Source organism: Stenotrophomonas sp. ATCM1_4, from assembly GCF_004348115.1.
In the GTDB taxonomy this organism is placed as follows: domain Bacteria; phylum Pseudomonadota; class Gammaproteobacteria; order Xanthomonadales; family Xanthomonadaceae; genus Stenotrophomonas; species Stenotrophomonas capsici.
Genome location: NZ_QPFB01000001.1, coordinates 2,880,334 through 2,899,426 on the forward strand (window position 1 = coordinate 2,880,334; position 19,093 = coordinate 2,899,426).

At 68.4% G+C, this 19,093-nt stretch carries 22 protein-coding genes, 1 other RNA gene and 1 riboswitch; of the genes, 6 read left to right on the forward strand and 17 right to left on the reverse strand.

Going from position 1 to position 19,093, the window contains the following annotated elements; translation table 11 throughout:
- Positions 1-14: 14 nt before the first annotated feature.
- Positions 15-470, reverse strand: coding sequence for a division/cell wall cluster transcriptional repressor MraZ (gene mraZ / locus ATCM_RS13405; RefSeq protein ID WP_132864993.1), 456 nt, complete (start codon positions 468-470; stop codon positions 15-17).
- 320 nt (positions 471-790) lie between these two features.
- Between mraZ and ATCM_RS13410 the strand changes: the two genes are divergently transcribed.
- The gene (locus ATCM_RS13410) at positions 791-1,561 is read left to right on the forward strand and encodes an NRDE family protein (protein ID WP_132864994.1); all 771 of its coding nucleotides are present in this window, start codon (positions 791-793) and stop codon (positions 1,559-1,561) included.
- A 292-nt stretch (positions 1,562-1,853) separates the two neighbouring features.
- Here the strand turns inward: ATCM_RS13410 and rnpB are convergent.
- The 3 genes from rnpB to rsmI form a co-directional block, all read right to left on the reverse strand.
- An RNA gene (gene rnpB / locus ATCM_RS13415) (RNase P RNA component class A) lies at positions 1,854-2,206 on the reverse strand.
- 49 nt (positions 2,207-2,255) lie between these two features.
- The gene (locus tag ATCM_RS13420; RefSeq protein WP_132864995.1) at positions 2,256-3,020 is read right to left on the reverse strand and encodes a hypothetical protein; all 765 of its coding nucleotides are present in this window, start codon (positions 3,018-3,020) and stop codon (positions 2,256-2,258) included.
- Positions 2,998-3,834, reverse strand: a complete 837-nt coding sequence (gene rsmI / locus ATCM_RS13425; protein WP_132864996.1) for a 16S rRNA (cytidine(1402)-2'-O)-methyltransferase — start codon at positions 3,832-3,834, stop codon at positions 2,998-3,000. Before rsmI ends, ATCM_RS13420 begins: the two co-directional genes overlap by 23 nt.
- 82 nt (positions 3,835-3,916) lie before the next feature.
- Between rsmI and ATCM_RS13430 the strand changes: the two genes are divergently transcribed.
- The 4 genes from ATCM_RS13430 to ATCM_RS13445 are packed head-to-tail and all read left to right on the forward strand — an operon-like array spanning position 3,917 to position 7,965.
- Positions 3,917-5,641 (forward strand): penicillin-binding protein activator, encoded by a 1,725-nt coding sequence (locus ATCM_RS13430; protein ID WP_132864997.1) that lies wholly within the window; start codon positions 3,917-3,919, stop codon positions 5,639-5,641.
- Entirely contained in the window at positions 5,631-6,008 is a 378-nt protein-coding gene (locus ATCM_RS13435; protein WP_132864998.1) for a YraN family protein, read from the forward strand. Before ATCM_RS13430 ends, ATCM_RS13435 begins: the two co-directional genes overlap by 11 nt.
- Positions 6,008-6,550, forward strand: coding sequence for a metal-dependent hydrolase (locus ATCM_RS13440; RefSeq protein WP_132864999.1), 543 nt, complete (start codon positions 6,008-6,010; stop codon positions 6,548-6,550). Before ATCM_RS13435 ends, ATCM_RS13440 begins: the two co-directional genes overlap by 1 nt.
- Positions 6,547-7,965, forward strand: coding sequence for an FAD-linked oxidase C-terminal domain-containing protein (locus tag ATCM_RS13445; protein WP_132865000.1), 1,419 nt, complete (start codon positions 6,547-6,549; stop codon positions 7,963-7,965). The genes ATCM_RS13440 and ATCM_RS13445 overlap by 4 nt, the downstream gene beginning before the upstream one ends.
- Positions 7,966-8,046: 81 nt before the next feature.
- Here the strand turns inward: ATCM_RS13445 and ATCM_RS13450 are convergent, their stop codons facing one another.
- The 9 genes from ATCM_RS13450 to ATCM_RS13490 all read right to left on the reverse strand — a co-directional run bounded on the left by ATCM_RS13450 (position 8,047) and on the right by ATCM_RS13490 (position 14,704).
- Positions 8,047-8,601 carry a GTPase gene (locus tag ATCM_RS13450; protein ID WP_132865001.1) on the reverse strand — a complete coding sequence of 185 codons (555 nt, stop codon included), beginning with the start codon at positions 8,599-8,601 and terminating at the stop codon, positions 8,047-8,049.
- A complete protein-coding gene (locus ATCM_RS13455; protein WP_132865002.1) occupies positions 8,598-9,554 on the reverse strand; it encodes a hypothetical protein in 957 nt (318 codons plus the stop codon). The genes ATCM_RS13450 and ATCM_RS13455 overlap by 4 nt, the downstream gene beginning before the upstream one ends.
- Positions 9,555-9,631: 77 nt before the next feature.
- Positions 9,632-9,994, reverse strand: a complete 363-nt coding sequence (locus tag ATCM_RS13460; protein WP_132865003.1) for a roadblock/LC7 domain-containing protein — start codon at positions 9,992-9,994, stop codon at positions 9,632-9,634.
- A 152-nt stretch (positions 9,995-10,146) separates the two neighbouring features.
- Positions 10,147-10,545: a roadblock/LC7 domain-containing protein gene (locus ATCM_RS13465; RefSeq protein WP_132865004.1), complete on the reverse strand. Its 399-nt coding sequence runs from the start codon at positions 10,543-10,545 to the stop codon at positions 10,147-10,149.
- 168 nt (positions 10,546-10,713) lie between these two features.
- Positions 10,714-11,706: a thiamine-phosphate kinase gene (gene thiL, locus ATCM_RS13470; RefSeq protein WP_132865005.1), complete on the reverse strand. Its 993-nt coding sequence runs from the start codon at positions 11,704-11,706 to the stop codon at positions 10,714-10,716.
- Between the two features lie 91 nt (positions 11,707-11,797).
- The gene (gene nusB, locus ATCM_RS13475) at positions 11,798-12,277 is read right to left on the reverse strand and encodes a transcription antitermination factor NusB (RefSeq protein WP_132865006.1); all 480 of its coding nucleotides are present in this window, start codon (positions 12,275-12,277) and stop codon (positions 11,798-11,800) included.
- Positions 12,274-12,741 carry a 6,7-dimethyl-8-ribityllumazine synthase gene (gene ribH, locus ATCM_RS13480; RefSeq protein ID WP_132865007.1) on the reverse strand — a complete coding sequence of 156 codons (468 nt, stop codon included), beginning with the start codon at positions 12,739-12,741 and terminating at the stop codon, positions 12,274-12,276. Before ribH ends, nusB begins: the two co-directional genes overlap by 4 nt.
- A 263-nt stretch (positions 12,742-13,004) precedes the next feature.
- Positions 13,005-14,105 carry a 3,4-dihydroxy-2-butanone-4-phosphate synthase gene (gene ribB, locus ATCM_RS13485; RefSeq protein ID WP_132865008.1) on the reverse strand — a complete coding sequence of 367 codons (1,101 nt, stop codon included), beginning with the start codon at positions 14,103-14,105 and terminating at the stop codon, positions 13,005-13,007.
- Positions 14,102-14,704 (reverse strand): riboflavin synthase, encoded by a 603-nt coding sequence (locus ATCM_RS13490; RefSeq protein ID WP_132865009.1) that lies wholly within the window; start codon positions 14,702-14,704, stop codon positions 14,102-14,104. The genes ribB and ATCM_RS13490 overlap by 4 nt, the downstream gene beginning before the upstream one ends.
- 75 nt (positions 14,705-14,779) lie before the next feature.
- A riboswitch (FMN riboswitch) is annotated at positions 14,780-14,966 on the reverse strand.
- Between the two features lie 157 nt (positions 14,967-15,123).
- Here ATCM_RS13490 and ATCM_RS13495 point away from each other — a divergent pair.
- Positions 15,124-15,741 (forward strand): outer membrane beta-barrel protein, encoded by a 618-nt coding sequence (locus ATCM_RS13495; RefSeq protein ID WP_132865010.1) that lies wholly within the window; start codon positions 15,124-15,126, stop codon positions 15,739-15,741.
- Between the two features lie 200 nt (positions 15,742-15,941).
- On the opposite strand, the gene ribD is transcribed toward ATCM_RS13495, so the two are convergent.
- The 4 genes from ribD to nrdR all read right to left on the reverse strand — a co-directional run bounded on the left by ribD (position 15,942) and on the right by nrdR (position 19,028).
- Entirely contained in the window at positions 15,942-17,027 is a 1,086-nt protein-coding gene (ribD, locus tag ATCM_RS13500) for a bifunctional diaminohydroxyphosphoribosylaminopyrimidine deaminase/5-amino-6-(5-phosphoribosylamino)uracil reductase RibD (protein ID WP_132865011.1), read from the reverse strand.
- 118 nt (positions 17,028-17,145) lie between these two features.
- Positions 17,146-17,613 carry a GNAT family N-acetyltransferase gene (locus tag ATCM_RS13505; protein ID WP_132865012.1) on the reverse strand — a complete coding sequence of 156 codons (468 nt, stop codon included), beginning with the start codon at positions 17,611-17,613 and terminating at the stop codon, positions 17,146-17,148.
- A 58-nt stretch (positions 17,614-17,671) separates the two neighbouring features.
- A complete protein-coding gene (locus ATCM_RS13510; RefSeq protein WP_132865013.1) occupies positions 17,672-18,406 on the reverse strand; it encodes a hypothetical protein in 735 nt (244 codons plus the stop codon).
- Positions 18,407-18,494: 88 nt separating this feature from the next.
- Complete coding sequence (nrdR, locus tag ATCM_RS13515) at positions 18,495-19,028, reverse strand: transcriptional regulator NrdR (RefSeq protein WP_132865014.1); 534 nt, start codon at positions 19,026-19,028, stop codon at positions 18,495-18,497.
- Positions 19,029-19,093: the final 65 nt, after the last annotated feature.

The following is a 19,093-nucleotide window of genomic DNA, read 5'->3' on the forward strand; positions in this document are numbered from 1 at the left end:
CCGGGCACCCCGGCTCACAACTTCAAGTCGAGCAGCCCATCGCCCAGATCCTCGTCAGACAATGTCTGCTGGATCAGTGCGCGATGCGCTTGCTCGCTCCAAAGTTCGAACTTGTCGCCCATTCCCATCAGCACGGCCTTCTTCTCGATGCCCACCGCATTGCGGTGACTGGAAGGCAGGCTGATGCGGCCATTGCCATCCAGTTCCAGATGGGCCGCCGAACCGACAAGCTTCTGCTGCAGGGTGCGCACCACGCGCTGCGTGTTGGGCTTGGCCATCACATCGTCCCGCACCCGTTCCCACTCCTGCTCTGAGTACAACCACAGGCAACCGGCTTCGAACGGGTTGTAGGTCAGTACCAGGCGATTGCCGCTCACGCGCGCGACCAGGTCGCGGTAGGCGGTTGGCACCGCCATGCGTCCCTTGTCGTCAACCGTGATGGCAGTCTCGCCTTGAAACACGACGGCTATACCTGTTTGTCCGCTTTTGCCCAGGGGGTCATTGAACCACGAAAAACCACAAAAAACCCGGTTTTCCCTCTGATGCCCACCTTAGCAGCCGACTTTCGCTTGTCAACAACTTTCCGTGCACAAAATCGCCATAAGCATCAATAGCTTGCAGCAATGTTTAGAGACTTGTTCAAGGCTTATCCACAAGTTGCTGTTTCGTCTCAAATTTTGAGATTTCCATGAAATTCAGCACTGTAGAGGCCATGTGAAATCACGCCAGTGGCTACCTTGCCATTCAGGCGGGCATGGCTGGCAACTGCGCAAACAGGCACACTCCGTGCATGTGCCTGGTCACCCTTGCCTGGAAATGCCATCCCCGTTGGCGCCTGCTGATGGCCGGCAACCGCGACGAGTTCCACGCCCGCCCGACCGCTGCCCTGCACGCCTGGCCGGATTCCCCGGCAGCGGTGATCGCCGGGCGTGACCTGCGCTCGGGTGGCAGCTGGATGGGAATCAATGGCAACGGGCACGCCGCCGTGGTCACCAATGTCCGTGACCCGACCGCCGCAACCGGCGGCCCCTCGCGTGGCGAGCTGATCGCCGGCTACCTGGAGGGCAACGTCGGTGCCACCGCCTATACCGACGCACTGGCCCTGCGTGCGGCCGAGTTCGCCCCGTTCAACCTGCTGGTCGCCGATGCGGACCACTGCGCCTACCTGGGCAACCGCCCCGCGGCCCATCGGGTACTGCAACCGGGCATCCACGGCATGTCCAACGGCGCGCTGGACGCGCCCTGGCCCAAGACCCGTCGCCTGATGCAGGTACTGGACGGCTGGCTGGAGAGCGGCGAGGAGGCGCTGGACGTGATCTGGCAGGCCCTTGCCGATGAGACGCGGCCGCCGGACGCGGAACTGCCGGCCACCGGCGTTCCACTGGAACTGGAGCGGATGCTCTCCAGCGCGTTCATCCGTGGCCACGACTACGGCACCCGCGCCAGCACGGTGCTTGCCATCGACCATGATGGCCGCGGCTTCATCCATGAGCGCCGGTTCGGGCCGGACGGCGTGTACCTGGGCGAGCAGCGCGTGGATGTGTCACCGGGCCAGGTGTGAGGCTGCGGGGTTTGCCGGGGTGCTTGCCAGAAGCCGCCCTCACCCCAACCTCTCTCCCGTGGACGGGAGAGGGGCTCGGTGGATCACGCATTCCTGCAACTGAAGCCTGGCATTCACGCTTCGGTGCCCTGGCGCGATGCAAAGCGAGCCAAGCCATCCCACAGCAGCAGGAAGCCCCCTTTAGTAAAAGGGCGCGCCGACAGGCGCAGGGAATTGGGTGGCCAGAGGCACGGGGCCCAAGGTTCCGCGCCGCGGAACCTTGGGGCTTTGCTCGCCAGGCAGGCGAGGAAAGCGGCGGAGCCGGCCGATAAGCCGGGTTCTGTCGTGGACAGTCATTCTTCTAGGCGCCACGTCACCGTGACGCTCAAGCAACCTACCCGGACCCGACGCGGGCCACGTCATGAGGTCCCTATTTGGTCTTGCTCCAGGTGGGGTTTGCCGTACCGGTCTGTTGCCAGACTCGCGGTGCGCTCTTACCGCACCATTTCACCCTTACCGGCCCCCCGAAGGAGACGTAGGCGGTATCTTTCTGTTGCACTAGTCCGTCGGCTCGCGCCGCCCAGGCGTTACCTGGCACCTTGCCCTGTGGAGCCCGGACTTTCCTCGGCATTCCCGAAGGAATGACGCGACTGTCTGGCCGACTCCGCCGCGCGCATTGTCGCACGTCCAGCAGGGTTTCTGCCCGACGCTTCGTTCATCCGGCCACGGGCGGCACATAGCGCATGCGCTGCACGCCAGTGGTGGTGAACGACAGCAGCCAGCCTTCGCGCAGGATGTCGACCTGCTGGAAGTCGGCATGCGCGTCACTGGCCATCAACTGCGCCGACAACGCATCCAGCGCCGCCACCCCCCAGTCCCGCAGTGCTTCCTCGGCGACGTCCTCGATGAACGCCACCGGCGGCAGCGGCCAGTTGTCGTACAGCAGCAGGACGTTGCACGGCTGTACCGCGAACGCCGGCTTGTGCAGCACCTCGCGTTTCTTCTGCACCGCCCAGCGCATCACCTCCACCCACAGCCGCTCCGGCTCATCGCCGATCCAGGGACTGCCTTCGTAGGTATCGGCCAGCAGTTGCCGCATCAACGGGCTGTCCCACTCCGCCCGTCCATCCCCCTGACGGTGATGCGCCGCCGGGCGGACCCAGCCGGAGTTGATACCGCTCAGCTTGGCCTGCAGCTGCTTGAAGCTCTCCGGCACCACCTCCATGCATTCCACGCCCACCCGCCCGGTTCCGGTATCGACCAGGAAATCCGGGCTTTCGCGCTTGTGCACCTGCACCGGGTACGCCAACTGCGGGGACCAGGCAGTCAGCCAGCGGGTCATCATCCAGCGTTCGCGCTGCTCCTTGGCCTGGCTGCCCGTGGCCACGGCCAATGGATGCTCGCGCAGGTCCAGTTGCCCGCGCAGGCTGGCGGCGTCGGCCGCCGCCCACCACGCCTCAGTCGTTGCCGCCCTGTCCATACAAGGCCTTGCGCGGCGCACCGCTCAGTTCGGCCGCCAGCTTGGCGGCGGTGGAGGGAGGCAGGTGCTCGTTGAGCCTGGCATACAGGCGGCGGCCTTCGGCGACCTTGGCCGCCTCATCGTCGCCGGCGCCCTGCACCATCACCACGAACTCGCCCTTGCGCTGGTTCTCGTCGGCCTGCACGGTGGCCAGCAGCTGCGCCAGCGAGCCATCCAGCACGGTCTCGAACAGCTTGGTCAGCTCACGCGCGACCACCGCCGGCCGCTCCGCACCAAATGCCATCACCATGTCGGCCAGCGATTCGGCGATGCGGTGCGAGGACTCGTAGAACACCAGCGTGCCGGTCTCGCTGGCCAACCGCTGCAGGCGGTCGCGGCGCGCGGCCGCCTTGGCCGGCAGGAAGCCCTCGAACACGAAGCGGTCGCTGGGCAGGCCGGCCACGCTCAAGGCGGCAATGGCGGCGCAGGCCCCCGGCACGGGGCTGACCTTGATGCCGGCCGCGCGCGCGGCGCGCACCAGCCGGAAGCCCGGGTCGCTGACCAGCGGGGTACCGGCATCACTGACCACGGCCAGCGATTCGCCGGCCTGCAGGCGCGCGACCACGCGCTGCGCCATCGCTTCCTCGTTGTGGTCGTGCAGCGCGACCAACGGCTTGCTGATGCCGAAATGCGACAGCAGCTGCCCGGTATGACGGGTGTCCTCGGCGCAGATCGCCGCCACCGAACGCAGCACCTCCTGCGCGCGCGGGCTCAGGTCGGCCAGGTTGCCGATGGGCGTGGCAACGACATACAAGGTGGCAACGGTGGTACTCATCATCGGGATTTCCATGGGCAAGGGTAGAATCCTACCGTTTCCCCCGCCCGGCACCGCCGCGCCCCCGTCGAACGGACCTCAAATGAACAAGCAAGCCGCTCGGATTTCCGCCCTGTCACTGTCTATGCTGCTGTTCGTGGGCTGCGCCACCACCAGCGTGGCGCCGACCACGTCGCCTGCCCAGCAGGCCGCCATCGCCCTGCTCGAGCAGGGCAAGCCGCGCGAAGCGGCGCAGCAACTGGAAGCCCAGGCCGCGCAGGCGCGCGGTGCGGGCAAGTCGATGCTGCTGGCCGACGCCGCCTTTGCCTGGCACGACGCCGGCGACGATGCGCGTGCGCGCATGCTGATCCCGCAGGTGCAGGTGCGCCAGCTCAGCGGTGCCACCCGCCAGCGGTACCACCTGATGCTGGCCGAGCAGGCCCTGGCCGAGCAGCAGCCGGCGGTGGCCCTGCAGGCGCTGACTGGCAGCAATGATCCGTTGCCGCCCGCGCTGCAGACGCGCTGGCTGCTGGCCCGCGCGCAGGCGCTGGAAGCCACCGGCGATGCGTTCGCCGCCGCCGCCGAGCGCGCCCGCGCCGGCGTGCTGCTCAGCGGCACCGCGCGCAGCGACAACCAGCGCGCCATCACCCGCCTGCTGGCCGGCATCAACGATGCCACCCTGTCCAGCCGCGCCGCCGCGCTGCCAGTCGGCGATCCGCTGTACAACCACGCCGGGCGCGCCCTGCTCGGCCGTGGCCTGCCGCTGCCGCGTCCGTTCGACCGCGATGCCGCGTGGCAGGTCGATACCGGCAAGCGCCCGCCGGCCGACGTCGACGGCTACCGTCCGCCGGTCAAGCTCGCGGTGCTGCTGCCGCTGACCGGCAACCTGGCCACCGCGGCCGCGCCGGTGCGCGATGGCCTGCTGGCCGGCTATTACGGCGAAGGCCGGCGCCGCCCACAGATCGATTTCCTGGACACCCGCGGCACCGCCGCCGGTGCGATCGCCGCCTATGACAAGGCCGTGGCCGCCGGCGCCGACTTCGTGGTCGGCCCGCTGGGCCGGGACGAGGTCGATGCGCTGTTCCACCGCGATCCGCTGCAGGTCCCGCTGCTGGCCCTGAACCGCGGCAAGGATGCACCGCCGCCGGGCAGCGCCGCGTTCTCGCTGGCCCCGGAAGACGACGGCATCATGGCCGCCGAATACCTGCTCGGCCGCGAGCGCGGCAACGTGCTGGTGATCGCCAGCAACGACGACAGCGGCCGCCGTGCCAGCGCCGCGTTCAAGGAGCGTTTCGCCGAACGCGGCGGCAAGCTCGCCGCCAGCATCAATGTCGGCGAAGCCCCCGGCGACATCAGCGCGCAGCTGCGCCAGGCCGCCGGCGTGGACGCGGTGTTCCTGGCGGTGAAGGGCAACCAGGCGCGCGCACTGGCCCCCCAGCTGGCGCTGTCCGGCCTGGCCGGGGTCAGCCGCGTCGGCACCTCGCAGCTGGTCAACAACACCGGCAAGGCCGAGGAAGACACCGCGCTGGACGGCACCATCTATCCGAGCGAGGCATGGACCACGCGCGGCGTGGCCGGCCTGCCGGCCGCCAGCAGCCTGGCCAGCACCCTGCCGACCGCACGTGGCGGTGCCGCCCGCCTGTTCGCCTTCGGCTTCGATGCCTGGAAGATCACCGCCTACCTGGAAAAGCTGGCCACCAGCACCAGCGGCGGGCTGAGCGGTGCCACCGGCGCACTGCACCTGGACGGCTTCGGCAACGTGCTGCGCACACCGGCATGGTCCACCTTCAGCGGCGGCCGCCCGACCCCGATCGGTGATGGCCGCTGACCAGGCCCGGCGTGGCGCAGCGGTGGAAGCTGCCGCGCGCACGCACCTGGAACAGGCCGGCCTGCGTTGGCTGGCCAGCAATGTCCGTTATCGGGGCGGCGAACTGGACCTGGTGATGCGCGAGGCCGGCCGCGAAGGCGCGTTGGTGTTCGTCGAGGTTCGCTACCGTCGTTCCAGCGCATTCGGTGGCGGTGCAGCCTCGGTCGATGCCGGCAAGCGCCGCCGCCTGCTGCATGCCGCGCAGCTGTACCTGTCCCAGCACGACGCGCTGGCACGCCTGCCATGCCGGTTCGACGTGGTCGAAGCCAGTGGCGAGCCCCCGCGCCTGCACTGGATCCGCGACGCCTTCCGCGCCGACGACTGCTGATGCCCAGTGTCTTCACCCATGCCGCGGTCCCGCTGGCGCTGTGGTGCGCGAGCGAACGCGGGCGCATTTCCGCCCGCCTGCTCGGCGCCGGCGTAGCGGCGGCGATGCTGCCCGATGCCGACGTGCTCGCCTTCGCCGTGCACATTCCCTATGCCGATGCCTTCGGTCATCGCGGCGCGAGCCATTCGCTGCTGTTCGCCGCCGTGCTGGGTCTGGTGGCATGCGCGTTGTCGCCGTGGCTACGCGCCAGCCGGGTGCAGGCGGCTGCGTTCGTGTCCGCCTGCGCGCTGTCGCATCCGCTGCTGGACGCCTTCACCTCGGGCGGGCTGGGCGTGGCGTTGTGGTGGCCGTGGAGCGAGCAGCGCCTGTTCGCGCCGTGGCGCCCCATCCGCGTTTCGCCCTTCGCCAATAATTTCTTCAGCGCCCGCGGGCTGCAGACCGTGCTGTCGGAACTGCGCTGGGTATGGCTGCCGCTGTTCTCCTGCGTGCTGGGCTGGAAGCTGGTCCAGCACCGCGCGCCCACCGATCAGACATCCCCATGACGCCGTTGCCGCCCGCCTTCCACGCCACCCTGTCCGAACTGCTCGGCGATGACTGGCGCACCGATGCCACCGCGCTGGAAGCGCACGCGCAGGACAACTCCTGGCGACATGCCTTGCCGCAGGGCGTGGCCCTGCCGCGCAACCGTGAACAGGTGCAGGCCATCGTGCGTGCCTGCCACGACCATGGCGTGCCGCTGGTCGGCCGTGGCGCCGGCACCGGCACCACCGGTGCCGCGGTGCCCACCGCCGGCGGCGTGGTGCTGTCCTTCGTGCACATGAACCGCATCCTCGACATCCGCGCGGGCGACCGCTGCGCGGTGGTCGAACCCGGCGTGCTCAACGGCGACCTGCAGCAGGCACTGATGCCGCATGGATTGTTCTGGCCACCGGACCCCTCCAGTGCCGATATCTGCAGCATCGGCGGCAACCTGGCCTGCAATGCCGGCGGCCCACGCGCGGTGAAGTACGGCACCAGCCGCGACAACGTGCTCGGGCTGGTCGCGGTGACCGGCACCGGCGCGCTGATCCGCTGCGGCGGCCCGTATACCAAGGACGCCACCGGCTACGACCTGACCCACCTGATCGTCGGCAGCGAAGGCACGCTGGCACTGATCGTGGAAGCCACCCTCAAGCTGGCGCCGCGACCGCGCGCGCAGGCCGGTCTGCGCGTGCTGTACCGCGACGCCGGGTCGGCCGCAGCGGCGGTGTCGCGGGTGATGGCGCAGCCGGTGACACCGACCATGCTGGAGTTCATGGATGCCCGCAGCCTCGAACTGCTGCGCCGCAATGGTGCGCAGGTGCCCGATGCCGGCGCGATGCTGTTGATCGAGGCCGACGGCGACGACGACACCCTGCCCTACCTGCTCAATGCACTGGCCCAGGCCGCCGAAGGCGATGGCATGCTGGAACTGGACGTAGCCACCGACGGCAGCGCCCGCGACCGGCTGTGGGCGGCGCGGCGCGCGCTCTCCCCGGCGCTGAAGAGCATCGCGCCGGGCAAGATCAACGAGGACGTGGTGGTGCCGGTGTCGCGCATCCCGGAACTGGTGGAGGGCGTGCAGAAGCTGTCGCGGGAAGCGACGTTGCCGATCGTCACCTTCGGCCATGCCGGCAACGGCAACCTGCACGTCAACATCCTTTACCACCCGGACGACGCCGGCGAGAGCGCCCGCGCCCATGCCGCGCTGCCCAAGGTGTTCGCGCTGACGCTGGCGCTGGGCGGCACGCTGTCCGGCGAGCACGGCATCGGTCTGGCCAAGCGCGACTTCATGGCCCAGGCCTTCAGCGCCAACACGCTGGCCGCGATGCAGGCGATCAAGCAGGCGCTGGACCCGGCCGGCATCCTCAACCCGGGGAAGGTAATGCCGCCCCTGGTGCCCACTCCCCATGGGCACCAGGGCACGGACTTCCCCTGAGACATTGCCCCTGCACACGCACGGCGACCGGCGCGCCTGCATGCGCCGTCGCGCGTGGCGGGGAATCGTAGGTCGGTGGTGTTACGCCACCGCTTCAGCGTAGCGGCAGGACAGCAGTGCCTTGACCAGGAAATCGACCTGGCTGGCCTCACGCGCATCCACCCACATCACCGGCAGGCGATGGCCTGCCTGGGACAGCGCGTTGCGGAAATCGGTGAAGCGGAACGCCGGTTCGCGATCCTGGCAGGTGATGCCCACCGCGAAGCAGGCCTCCGGCGCCAATGCACGGAAGTGTTCCAGCAGCGTCAGCGTACTTGGCAGCGCGCGCGGGTTGAGTGCGCTCACAAGTACGATCACGCCAATCGCACCTTCGGCGACGATCGGCCACATGAAGTCCAGGTAGGCCTGGCCCGGCACACCGTAGACATGCAGCAGTTCGCCGTCGCCCAGCTCGATGGAGCTGTAGTCCAGCGCCACGGTGGTGTGCGACTTGTCCTCGAACGCCTCCAGTGCCGCCTCGTCACTGATCGGCATTTCGGTGCTGATCGGTTCCATGTCCGAGATCGACCTGATCGCGGTCGTTTTTCCCGCACCCATTTCACCGACAAATACCAGCTTGGTTGCCATAGCCGTCAGACCTGAAGCCCCTTGGAAAAATTGAGCCCGAACCGTTTTGCGATACGCGAGAAGAAGCCGGAGACCTTGTTGCCGGAGCCGCGCGGGGTGGCCACCGGCGCGCTGGAGGTATCCAGCAGGTGCGTGCAGGCAGCGGCCCCCATGATACGGGCAACGTCGTCCAGTGACGTACCCGTGGCCTGGGCCAGCTCATCCGGCCGCCATGGACGGATCATCATCGCCGCCATCGGCAGCAGCCACTGCATCGGCAGCCTGCCGGTCTCCACCTCGGGCCAACCGCGCAGCCGGCAATGGCCCTGCAGGTCCACCGGCAGCAGCGGCTCGCTGTTCAGCACCGCCGCCCGCCAGCAGAAATCCTCGAACGGGTGCTGCCCGACCGCATCGGACATGCACTGCTCCAGCGTCGTGTCGCCGTCGAGCAGCGACAGCGTCCAACCGGCTTCGGCCGCCGCCCGCAGGCAGTTCTCGTAGGGGATGTCGCGCAGCAGGGTGACCTGGGTCTGGTCGGCATCGACCACCACCTTCACCAAGCCCATGTGCAGCAGGCAGGGTTTGCCCCTGGCCTCTTCCAGGCTGCGGAACAGGGTGCGCGGGCGGAACCGCTCGCCACTGCTGTCCGCGGCCAGCAGGAGCTGGCGCAGTTGCTGGAAGATCTCGCGGACGCTGGCGCCATAGGCCACGCCCGGCACGCTCAGGCTGGACAGCACGTTGCGGGTGACCGCCAGTACCGGCAGCCCCTTCCGGTCGGCCTCGCGCAGCAGCTCCTGGCCGCGGCTGTCGTCGGCACTGGCCACCAGCAGGTCCACCTTCTGCTGGTTCCATTCCTGCACGTCGGCCTGGATGTACTCGGCCATCAACAGCGAACTGGCGACCTTCAGCCGCATGACGTGCAGGACATCCAGTCCCTGGCAACCAATCACGGCGGCGGAGATCTTGCGGGCGGGTGCACTCATCGTATCGATCAGGCCTGGGCGTCGAAGCGCATCAACTGCACCGCCGCCCCGTCACGGGGCAGCGGTGCATCGGTCGATCACTTGAAGTCGAGCGTCTGCTCGAAGGACTTCAGCTCGTGGCGAGCCAGGGCCAGGTTGGCGCGCGAGCGGTCCAGCACCACGTACAGGAACAGGTCCTGGTTGCTTTCCAGCGGGCGGATCAGGTGGTACTGCTTGGTCAGGGTGATCAGGATGTCCTCGATCGCCTCGGTGATGCCCAGCGACGCGGCGACGCGGCGCTTGGCGCGCACCACTTCGGTGTTGCCTGCCGCAGCGACTTCCAGGTTGAGCGGACCGCCGCCGAGCATGCCCAGGGCCATGCCGCTGTCGCTGTCGACCAGGGCAGCGCCGACGAAACCGGCGATTTCATTCAACTTGTCGAGCTTTACGTTTCCAGCCATGTTCATCTCCAAGGTTCAGTGATCTTGATGACGTGCCGCCCAGTCCTTCGCCGGAAAGGCAACACGGTTGGTCGAGGCGAAGCCCGTCGACCCGGGCCGGTCCTCCGGCACGCCGGAAGACCTGTAGCACAGATGCGTTACAGCCAATGGGGTTACAGCAGGGCCTTGATGCGGGCCGCGGCATCGCGGGCCGCGTAGAGCAGGATCGCCAGCGAGGTATCGGAATGGCCCAATGCCGCCAGCGTGTACGGACGGTCGGCATCGACGCGGACCAACACCATGCTGCCCTGCGCGGTGGACATGGTCACGTAGTCGGCCGTTGCCAGCCCGAGCTCGCGCGACAGGGTCTCACCCAGGGTCAGGAAGGAGTTGCTCATCGCCGACAGACGTCGCGGGTCGAGCTTGTTGCGGGAACGGTGCGCGATGGCACGGCCATCGGCCGTGGACACCAACAACATGGAAATGCCAGCACTGCCTTCCATCACGCTGTCCAGTGCCGCTTCCAGCGCAGGGCCGTCCACGGTCACCGAAGGCGAACCTACATCGCTCATCTTCGCCCTGACCTTTTCAAGCGTTGCCATTTCCATTCACGATCCCCTGTTAATCGCGTCGCACCCAGCAGGAACGAAAAACGCGACATCGATCACGTTGTTGATGGTATGTATGAATACGTGGACACGATGTGAACGGCATCTCTCATCGTTCAAAACGGGCTTTTCCTATGGCCCCCCGATCGAAAAGTGATTGAACCCCGACCGCTCCCTGGAGACTGCCTTGCCCTCCCCGTCGAGCAGCCGGACCCCCCTTCCGGTTCGAATATAGCCAATACGTGTAGCCCGAACTGCTACCGATGCCATGCTTTGAGCGACCTGCGCGCGCGCGGACGCCGGCGCGGTGAAGCACAGCTCGTAGTCGTCACCGGCGCCTGCACGCAGGCCTTCGAATGCCGCGCCGAGCTGCAGCTCGCTGGCGTGCTGCGATGCAGGCAGGCTGCTTTCCATCACCTCCGCAGCAACCCCACTGCGCGCGCAGACATGCCCGAGGTCGGCCAGCAGGCCGTCGGAGACATCGATCGCCGCACTGGCCAGCCCGCGCAGCGCCAGGCCGGCCTCCAGCCGGGGCGTCGGCCTGGCCAGGCGCAACCGCAGCTGCTCCCGTGCCGGCTCGGCCACGGGGCCGGCCACCGCCAGCTGCCCCTGCTGCCACAGCGCCAGCGCCAGGCCCGCCTCACCCGGCACGCCGGTCACCCAGACATCGTCGCCCGGCCGCGCGCCGTCGCGGCGCAGCGCCTGGCCGACGGGCACCTGGCCCATCGCGGTGATCGAGATCGCCAGCGGGCCGCGGGTGGTGTCCCCCCCGACCAACGCCATCCCGTGCCGGTCGGCCAGCGCGAAGAAGCCTTCGGCGAAGCCCTCCACCCAGCTGGCCGATGATTCGGGCAGCGACAGCGACAAGGTGCACCACGCCGGCTGCGCGCCCATCGCGGCCAGGTCGGACAGGTTCACCGCCAGTGCCTTCCAGCCGATGTCCTGCGCCGGGGTCTCGTGCGGGAAGTGCACTCCGGCATTGAGCGTGTCGGCGGTGACCACCAGCTGCTGCCCGGGCGCAGGCAGCAGCAGCGCGGCATCGTCACCAATGCCCAGCGCGATGTCGGCGCGTGCGCCGGTGCGGCGACGGATGCGATCGATCAGGCCGAACTCGTCAAGACTCATGGGTTGCACTCTGGATACGAAAACGCCGGTGCCGATGATGCCGGCCCCGGCGTGTTCATGGGTCACGGGCGGCGGCGAGGCCGCCGTCGGCTTACTGGCCGGACTCGGTCTTGCGCCACTCCACCGCAGCGCGGTCGAGCACGCCGTTGACGTAGGTGTGGCCGTGTTCGGAACCGAAACGCTTGGCGGTCTCGATGGCCTCGTTGATCACCACGCGGTACGGCACGTCCAGGCGGTAACGCAGCTCATAGGCGGCCACGCGCAGCACCGCGCGCTCGATCGCATCGACTTCTTCCACGCCACGGTCGACGAACGGGGCCAGCGCCTCGTCCAGGTCGCGACGGTGGTCGAGCACGCCGCGCAGCAGGCTCTCGAAGTAGGCCAGGTCGGCGATTTCATGCGCCTGCTCGTGCGCGAACTGGGCCAGCAGCGACTCGGCGTTGCCGCCGGAGATCTGCCAGGCGTAGATCGCCTGCAGGGCACGACGACGGGCGCGCGAGCGCAGCACCGGGTCGATGCCGTCGCGGCGGACGGGCTTTCCGGCAGGCTTGCCGTTGTTCTTGCTGCTCATGGCAACTGCTCCAGAAGATTGACCATTTCCAATGCCGCCAACGCGGCTTCCTCACCCTTGTTGCCGTGGCTGCCGCCTGCGCGGGCCTCGGCATCCTCGACCCGCTCCACCGCCAGCACGCCATTGAGCACCGGCACGCCGAAATCCAGCTGGGCGCGCATCAGGCCTTCGGCGCAGCGGTCGGCCACATGCTCGTAGTGGCGGGTATCGCCACGGATCACGCAGCCCAGGGTGATGATGGCGGCGTGCCGGCCAGCGGCGGCCAGGCGGGCGGCGACCAGCGGGATTTCCCACGCACCCGGCACACGCACCACGTCGATGGCGTCCTCGCCGATGCCGTTGCCGGCCAGGCTCTGGCGGGCGCCAGCAACCAGCACGTCGGTGATGCGCGCATTCCAGCGGCTGGCAATGATGGCAAAGCGGGCCGAACCGGCCGGGCGGAGGTCGCCTTCGTAGTGGCTCATGGGGTGTGGGGATCCTGAGGGTGGGTAAGTTTAACGTGCGCGGGCGGTGCGGGGCGGGCTTGGCGGTGCTTGGGCTGCGGGGCAAGGCGGACAGGCCCCTTTCCAGCCCTCCCCTACACCTTCGGTGCAAGGGAGGGAGCGGTTCACGCGAGGCCGTCGGGTTGCGGCAATGCCGGCTTCAGCTCCTCCCGTTGGCGCAAGCCAAGGGAAGGGTCGGGGACGGGTTGCCCTGTCCGCTGGACACCCTCTCACTCCCGCCGGCTTCAGGCCTGAACGGTCTCGACGATCTCCAGCCCATAGCCGGCCAGGCCGATCTGCCGGCGCGGGGTGCCCAGCACGCGCAGCTTGCCCAGGCCCAGGTCGGACAGGATCTGGGCACCGGCCCCGTTGCGGCGCCACTGGCCCACGTCCTTGTCCTTGCCCGACACCACCGGCGCAGGCTGCTGGCGCAGGCGAGCCAGCAGGCTGCCGCTGTCACGCGGCGCCGACAGCACCACCATCACGCCGGCACCGGCCGCATCGATGGCGCGCAGCGCATCGGTGGCGGCCACGCCGAAGTCGTCGCGGCGCCAGTGCAGCAGGTCGGCCAGCGGGTTTTCCACCTGCACGCGCACCAGCGTCGGGGTGTCCTTGTCCGGGGTGCCGCGGACCAGCGCGAAGTGCAGGTCGTTGGCGATGCGGTCACGGTAGGTGACCAGCTTGAAAGCACCGAACTCGGTGCCGATGTCGCGCTCGTCCACGCGCTCGACGGTGTGCTCGGTGGCCAGGCGGTAGGCGATCAGGTCGGCGATGGAACCCATTTTCAGGCCGTGCTCGCGGGCGAACACCTCCAGCTCCGGGCGACGCGCCATGCTGCCGTCGGGGTTGAGGATCTCCACCAGCACGCCGGCCGGCTCCAGCCCGGCCAGCATGGCCAGGTCCACGCCGGCCTCGGTGTGGCCGGCGCGGGTCAGCACGCCACCGGGCTGGGCGATCAGCGGGAAGATGTGGCCCGGCTGGTGCAGGTCCGACGGCTTGGCATTGGGCTTGACCGCGGTACGGATGGTGTGGGCGCGGTCGTGCGCGGAGATGCCGGTGGTGACGCCCTCGGCGGCCTCGATGCTGACCGTGAAGTTGGTCTGGAACTGCGCGGTATTGGCCTGCACCATCGGCGCCAGACCGAGGTCTGCCGCGCGCGTGCGGGTCAGCGGCAGGCACACCAGGCCGCGGCCATGGGTGACCATGAAGTTGATGTCCGATGGCTTGACCAGCTCGGCGGCCATGATCAGGTCGCCTTCGTTCTCGCGGTCCTCGTCATCGACGATGACCACCATGCGGCCAGCGCGGATCTCTTCCAGCAGTTCGGGAACGGGTGCGAAGTTCATCGTGCGGCTCCTTGGCCCAGCAGGCGCTCGACGTAACGGGCGACCAGATCGATTTCCAGGTTCACCGCGCTGCCCACGCCGGTGGCCGAGAACGCAGTGTTGGCGACGGTATGCGGGATCAGCGCCACTTCAAAGCCTTCGTCGTCGGCCTCGTTGACGGTGAGGCTGACGCCATCCACGCAGATCGAGCCCTTCCTGGCGATGTACTTGAGCAGCGGCTCGGGCGCGGCGAAGCGCCAGCGCAACGCGCGCGCATCCTCATGGATGGACAACACCTTGCCCAGCCCATCGACGTGGCCGCTGACCAGGTGCCCGCCGAGGCGGTCGGTTGGGCGCATCGCGCGCTCGAGGTTGATCACCGCGCCGTCGGCCAACATGCCAAGCGTGGTCAGGGACAGGGTCTCGGTGGACGCATCGGCCTGGAAGCTGTGCGCGTCGAATGCGATGACGGTCAGGCAGACGCCGTTGACGGCGATGCTCTCGCCCATCTGCACGTGCTCGAACGGCAGGTTGCCGACGTTGAAGGTGAAGCGGACGTCGCCGCCGATGGGTTCGCGTGCGGCCAGCGTGCCGACGCCTTCGATGATTCCAGTAAACACTAACGTTCTCCGCGAAAAGTGAGCGAAAAACGCCGCAAGGCAAACAGGCGCACGGACCCTGCGAGGGGCCCGGGACACCGTCTTCTTTCATCCGGACTATGACCGTCGGCTCCGGCATCTGACCGGATCTGCTGACCTCCTGCCCGCCATCTGCACATGTTTGTGCCGGCCGACCGGAGCGCTCGCGGGCTCGTCCGGCTACCCCGGAAAGGGCGCCAAACCTACCGCCGGTGGGGAGTTACACCCCGCCCTGAAGACGTTTGTACGTACCGGCGAACCGGCCCGCGCATTGTATCAGCCCCGTCTGAACGGATGGATTCCCGTCAAAATTTCGTTAAACTCCCGCCGCCGCGACATGAGGTTGCGGTGCTGGCCTGCAACGGGCCGGGCGATACACACTGGATTTGAAGAGGATTTTCATGCGCAAGACCCTGATTCTGGCCGCCCTGCTGGCCGCCACCCCGTTCGCCGCCGCCGCCGACGAACTGAGCTACACCTTCGTCGAAGCCGGCTGGACCCAGGTCCGCCTCAACGACAACGACCTGGACGATCCCAAGACCAACGGTGCCTACCTGCGCGGTTCGTACAACATCGCCAAGAACGTCAATGTGTTCGGTGGCTACTCCGCTGTTTCCGAAAGCTACAAGCAGGACGGCTACCGCCTGAAGGTTGAGCTGGCCCAGCCGGAACTGGGCATTGGCTACCACATGAACCTGAGCGATCGCGTGGACTTCACCGCCGACGCGGCCTGGGTTCGTGTCGCATTGGAAGCCAAGCTCAGCGGCAATGGCTACCACGAGCGCGCCAAGGACACGGTCAACGCTGGCCGCATCACCGCCGGCATCCGCGCCAAGCCCTCGCCGCGCACCGAAGCCTGGCTCAAGGGCGGCGTGATCGATGGCAGCCGCATGGACACCGAGTTCGTCGGCACCCTGGGCGGCCAGGTCAAGTTCAACCAGACCTGGGGCCTGGTCGGCGAGATCCAGCTGTTCGACGACGTCAGCCAGTACTCGGTTGGCGTTCGCGCCAGCTTCTGATCCCCTCCGGGATCGGCATGCAACGGGGGCCGCAAGGCCCCCGTTGTTGTTTCTGCAGCAGGAGCGGCCTTGGCCGCGAAGCACGCGGGCTGGCCGTATCTGCAGGAAGCGTGCGCCGATGATCGCGGCAAAGCGCATTCGACGGTGCCGGAACCCTTCCCGGCTTCGTGCCTGAAGGCGCTCCTGCCGCAGGACCGCGGCTACAGGCGCAACAGCAGGCGCAGGTCCTTGCCGAGCATGCGCGCGTCGATCGTCTCCAGCGCCATTGCCTGCGTCATGTGCTCGATGCCCAGTCCCGCCAGCAGCGGCCGGGCCCCGTCGCCCATCAACAGCGGGGCGATGTAGAGCAGCAGTTCGTCGGCCAGGCCGGCCTTGAGCAACGCGCCGCACAGGGTGGGGCCCGCTTCCACATGGACTTCGTTGATGCCGCGTGCGCCCAGCAGGGCCATCACCGCATGCAGGTCGAAGCGGCCATCCTCGCCCAACGGCGCGGTGGCGAACTCCGCCCCTTCCAGGCAGGGCGCAGCCAGTGCCGCATCGTGCAGGTACAGGGTGGGTGCGTCGCCTTCGCGCACCCGCGCGCGTTCGAGCGTGCGCAGCCGTGCATCGAGCACCACGCGCAGCGGCGGCAGGAACTGGCCGTGTTCCGGGCGCGCGGTCAGCTGCGGGTCGTCGGCCAGCACCGTGGCCGCACCGGTCAGGATGGCGCCGGCGCGGGCCCGCCAGTGCTGTACGTCGGCACGTGCCGCCTCACCGGTGATCCACTTGGACTCACCATTGGCCATGGCGGTGCGCCCGTCCAGGCTGCCGGCCAACTTGACCCGCACGAACGGCCGGCCGCGTTCCACCCGCGACAGGAAGCCACGGTTGAGCGCGCGTGCCGTGTCGGCCATCAGGCCCACCGCCACCTCGATGCCGGCCTGACGCAGCAGCGCGAAGCCCCCGCCATCCACATCCGGGAACGGGTCGTCCATCGCCGCCACCACCCGCGCCACGCCCGCCTCGATCAGCGCCAATGCACACGGTGGCGTGCGGCCGTAATGGGCGCAGGGCTCCAACGTGACATAGGCAGTGGCCCCGCGTGCGCGCTCGCCGGCCGCGCGCAGGGCGAACACCTCGGCATGCGGCCCGCCGGCACGCTGGTGCCAGCCTTCACCCACCACCTCGTCACCGTGCGCGATCACGCAGCCGACCATCGGATTGGGCCGCGTGGTCCAGGCCGCCTGTTCGGCCAGGCGCAGCGCGCGGGCCATCAGCAGGTGATCGGTGGCGGTGAACGGGCTCATGCGGGACTCCAAGGGATGCTGCGTGCGATGACGGCAACCGGCGGGAACGACGATCCGGACGTGCCTGGCGTGCAAGTTTACGCGTGCCGCCACCTGCCCCGCCGGCCATGCGTGGGACTCAGCCTTGCCGCGTCCGGATTTCCATCACGGTGATGGCCAACGGCCCCAACTGCAGTTCGGCGTGCACCCGCCAGCCAAGGCCCTGGTACCAGGGCACCATCGGCGCCTCGCAGTACAGGTACAGCGTCGGCACACCCAGGCCAGCGGCCTGGGCGACGCAATGCCGTACCAACGCCGCACCCACGCCCATCCCGCGTGCGCGGGGCTGCACGTACAACGATGCCAACCACGGCGACCACCCGCGGATCTGCTCATGGTCGTCATGCAGCAGGCTGACCGAGCCCAGCCAGCCCTGCCCGTCCTCGACCAGCCAGCTGCACGGAACAGCATCGCGCTGCTGCGCGCGCAGTTCGGCTTCGGCCTGGGCAACGGTCCAATCGGGCAGCAGGCCGCCGAAGGCCTGCACATGGGCCGCCGCCAGCGCCGGCAGGTGTTCGGGGCGGTCAAGCAGATTGACGATCAACATCCGTACTCACGAAATCAAATGGCAGAACCGGTCAGGCCCACTGCGCAACGGCCAGCGTTCACGGCCGCTGGTAACGCCCGCGCTCACGTTCGTCCCCCGGCCAGACCGGCACCAATGCCTTGTCTTCGACACGCAGGAAGGTCGGCATCGGCGCATCGCCCCCGGCGCTCAGGGCTTCCACATCCAGCCGCATCAACAGTGGCCAGCGCGCGTCCCCGTCCACCGCCATCCAGGTCATCGGCATGCCGCTGCGCGGCCAACGTGCCCCCACCTGCACCGGCATGCCCGGGCGCGGCGCGAACAGGGCTGCGCCGCGCTCGGCCTGTACCGTCTGTTCCTGGCCATCGGGCCAGCGCAAGGCGACTTCGAGGCCATCGGCGCTCACGCCATGGCTGACCTCGAATGCATAGACCAGCAGGCGATCGCCCTGGTCCGGCATCGGGTACTTGTCCATGTCCGCATAGGTCGCGCGCGCCTGCTCGTCACCGTCACGCCGCAGCAGCTGGAACGGCACCTGGGCGCCCTGCTCCCTCGCCATTCCCACGCAGTCCCCGTTGCGCCACCAGCGCCCCTGGGCGGCGAAATCCATTGCTCCGTAGGCCAGCATCCACTGGAAGCGCCCGTCCGCGCCGAGTACCAGCTCCGAGCCCACTTCCTGCAGGCCGGAAAGGTAGTAGTGGCCCGCGACCGCGCTCGATTCCGCCGATGGCCGCTGCGATGGCTCCGGGCACACGCCGGCGTGGGGAGGGTCCGCCGCCAGCACCGGCAACGGAACGGCCAACGTCAGCAGCATGCCCAGCCGCCGCCACCTGTTCCGCACCGTCCGGATCTTCTGGCCTGGCATCACCGTGTCTTCCTGTCATGCCGTGGCGGACACGGCTTCACCGCCTGACCGGCTTTGCCGCCTTGCCGTCCGGCGCATCGGCCACCTCCAGCAACGGCAGCTGGCCCTCGTCGGTCGGGTGGTCACGCTCGAGCTTCTCGATTTCGTCGCGGAAGTCGGCCACGTCCTCGAAACTGCGGTACACCGAGGCAAAGCGCACGTAGCCGACATGGTCGAGCTTGCGCAGTTCATCCATCACGAAACCGCCGACCTTGATCGACGGTACTTCGCGCTCGCCGCACATGCGCAGCTGGTGGACGACCGCACGCACGGCGGCCTCGATGCGCTCCTCCGACACCGGGCGCTTCTGCAGCGCGCGGTCGAAGCCCACCCGCAGCTTGCGCGCGTCGAACGCCTCCCGGCCCCCATCGCTCTTGATGATCACCGGCAGCTTCAGCTCGATGGTTTCCAGCGTGCTGAAGCGCTCGCCACAGGCCTCGCAGCCACGGCGGCGGCGGATGGTGGCGCCATCCTCGGAAACGCGCGAGTCGATGACGCGGGTGTCGGTGTGTTGGCAGAACGGGCAGTGCATCTATCTCGCCTTGAACATCGTGCGCCGACAGCACGGCGCGGGAAATACTACAACGCAGATACAGC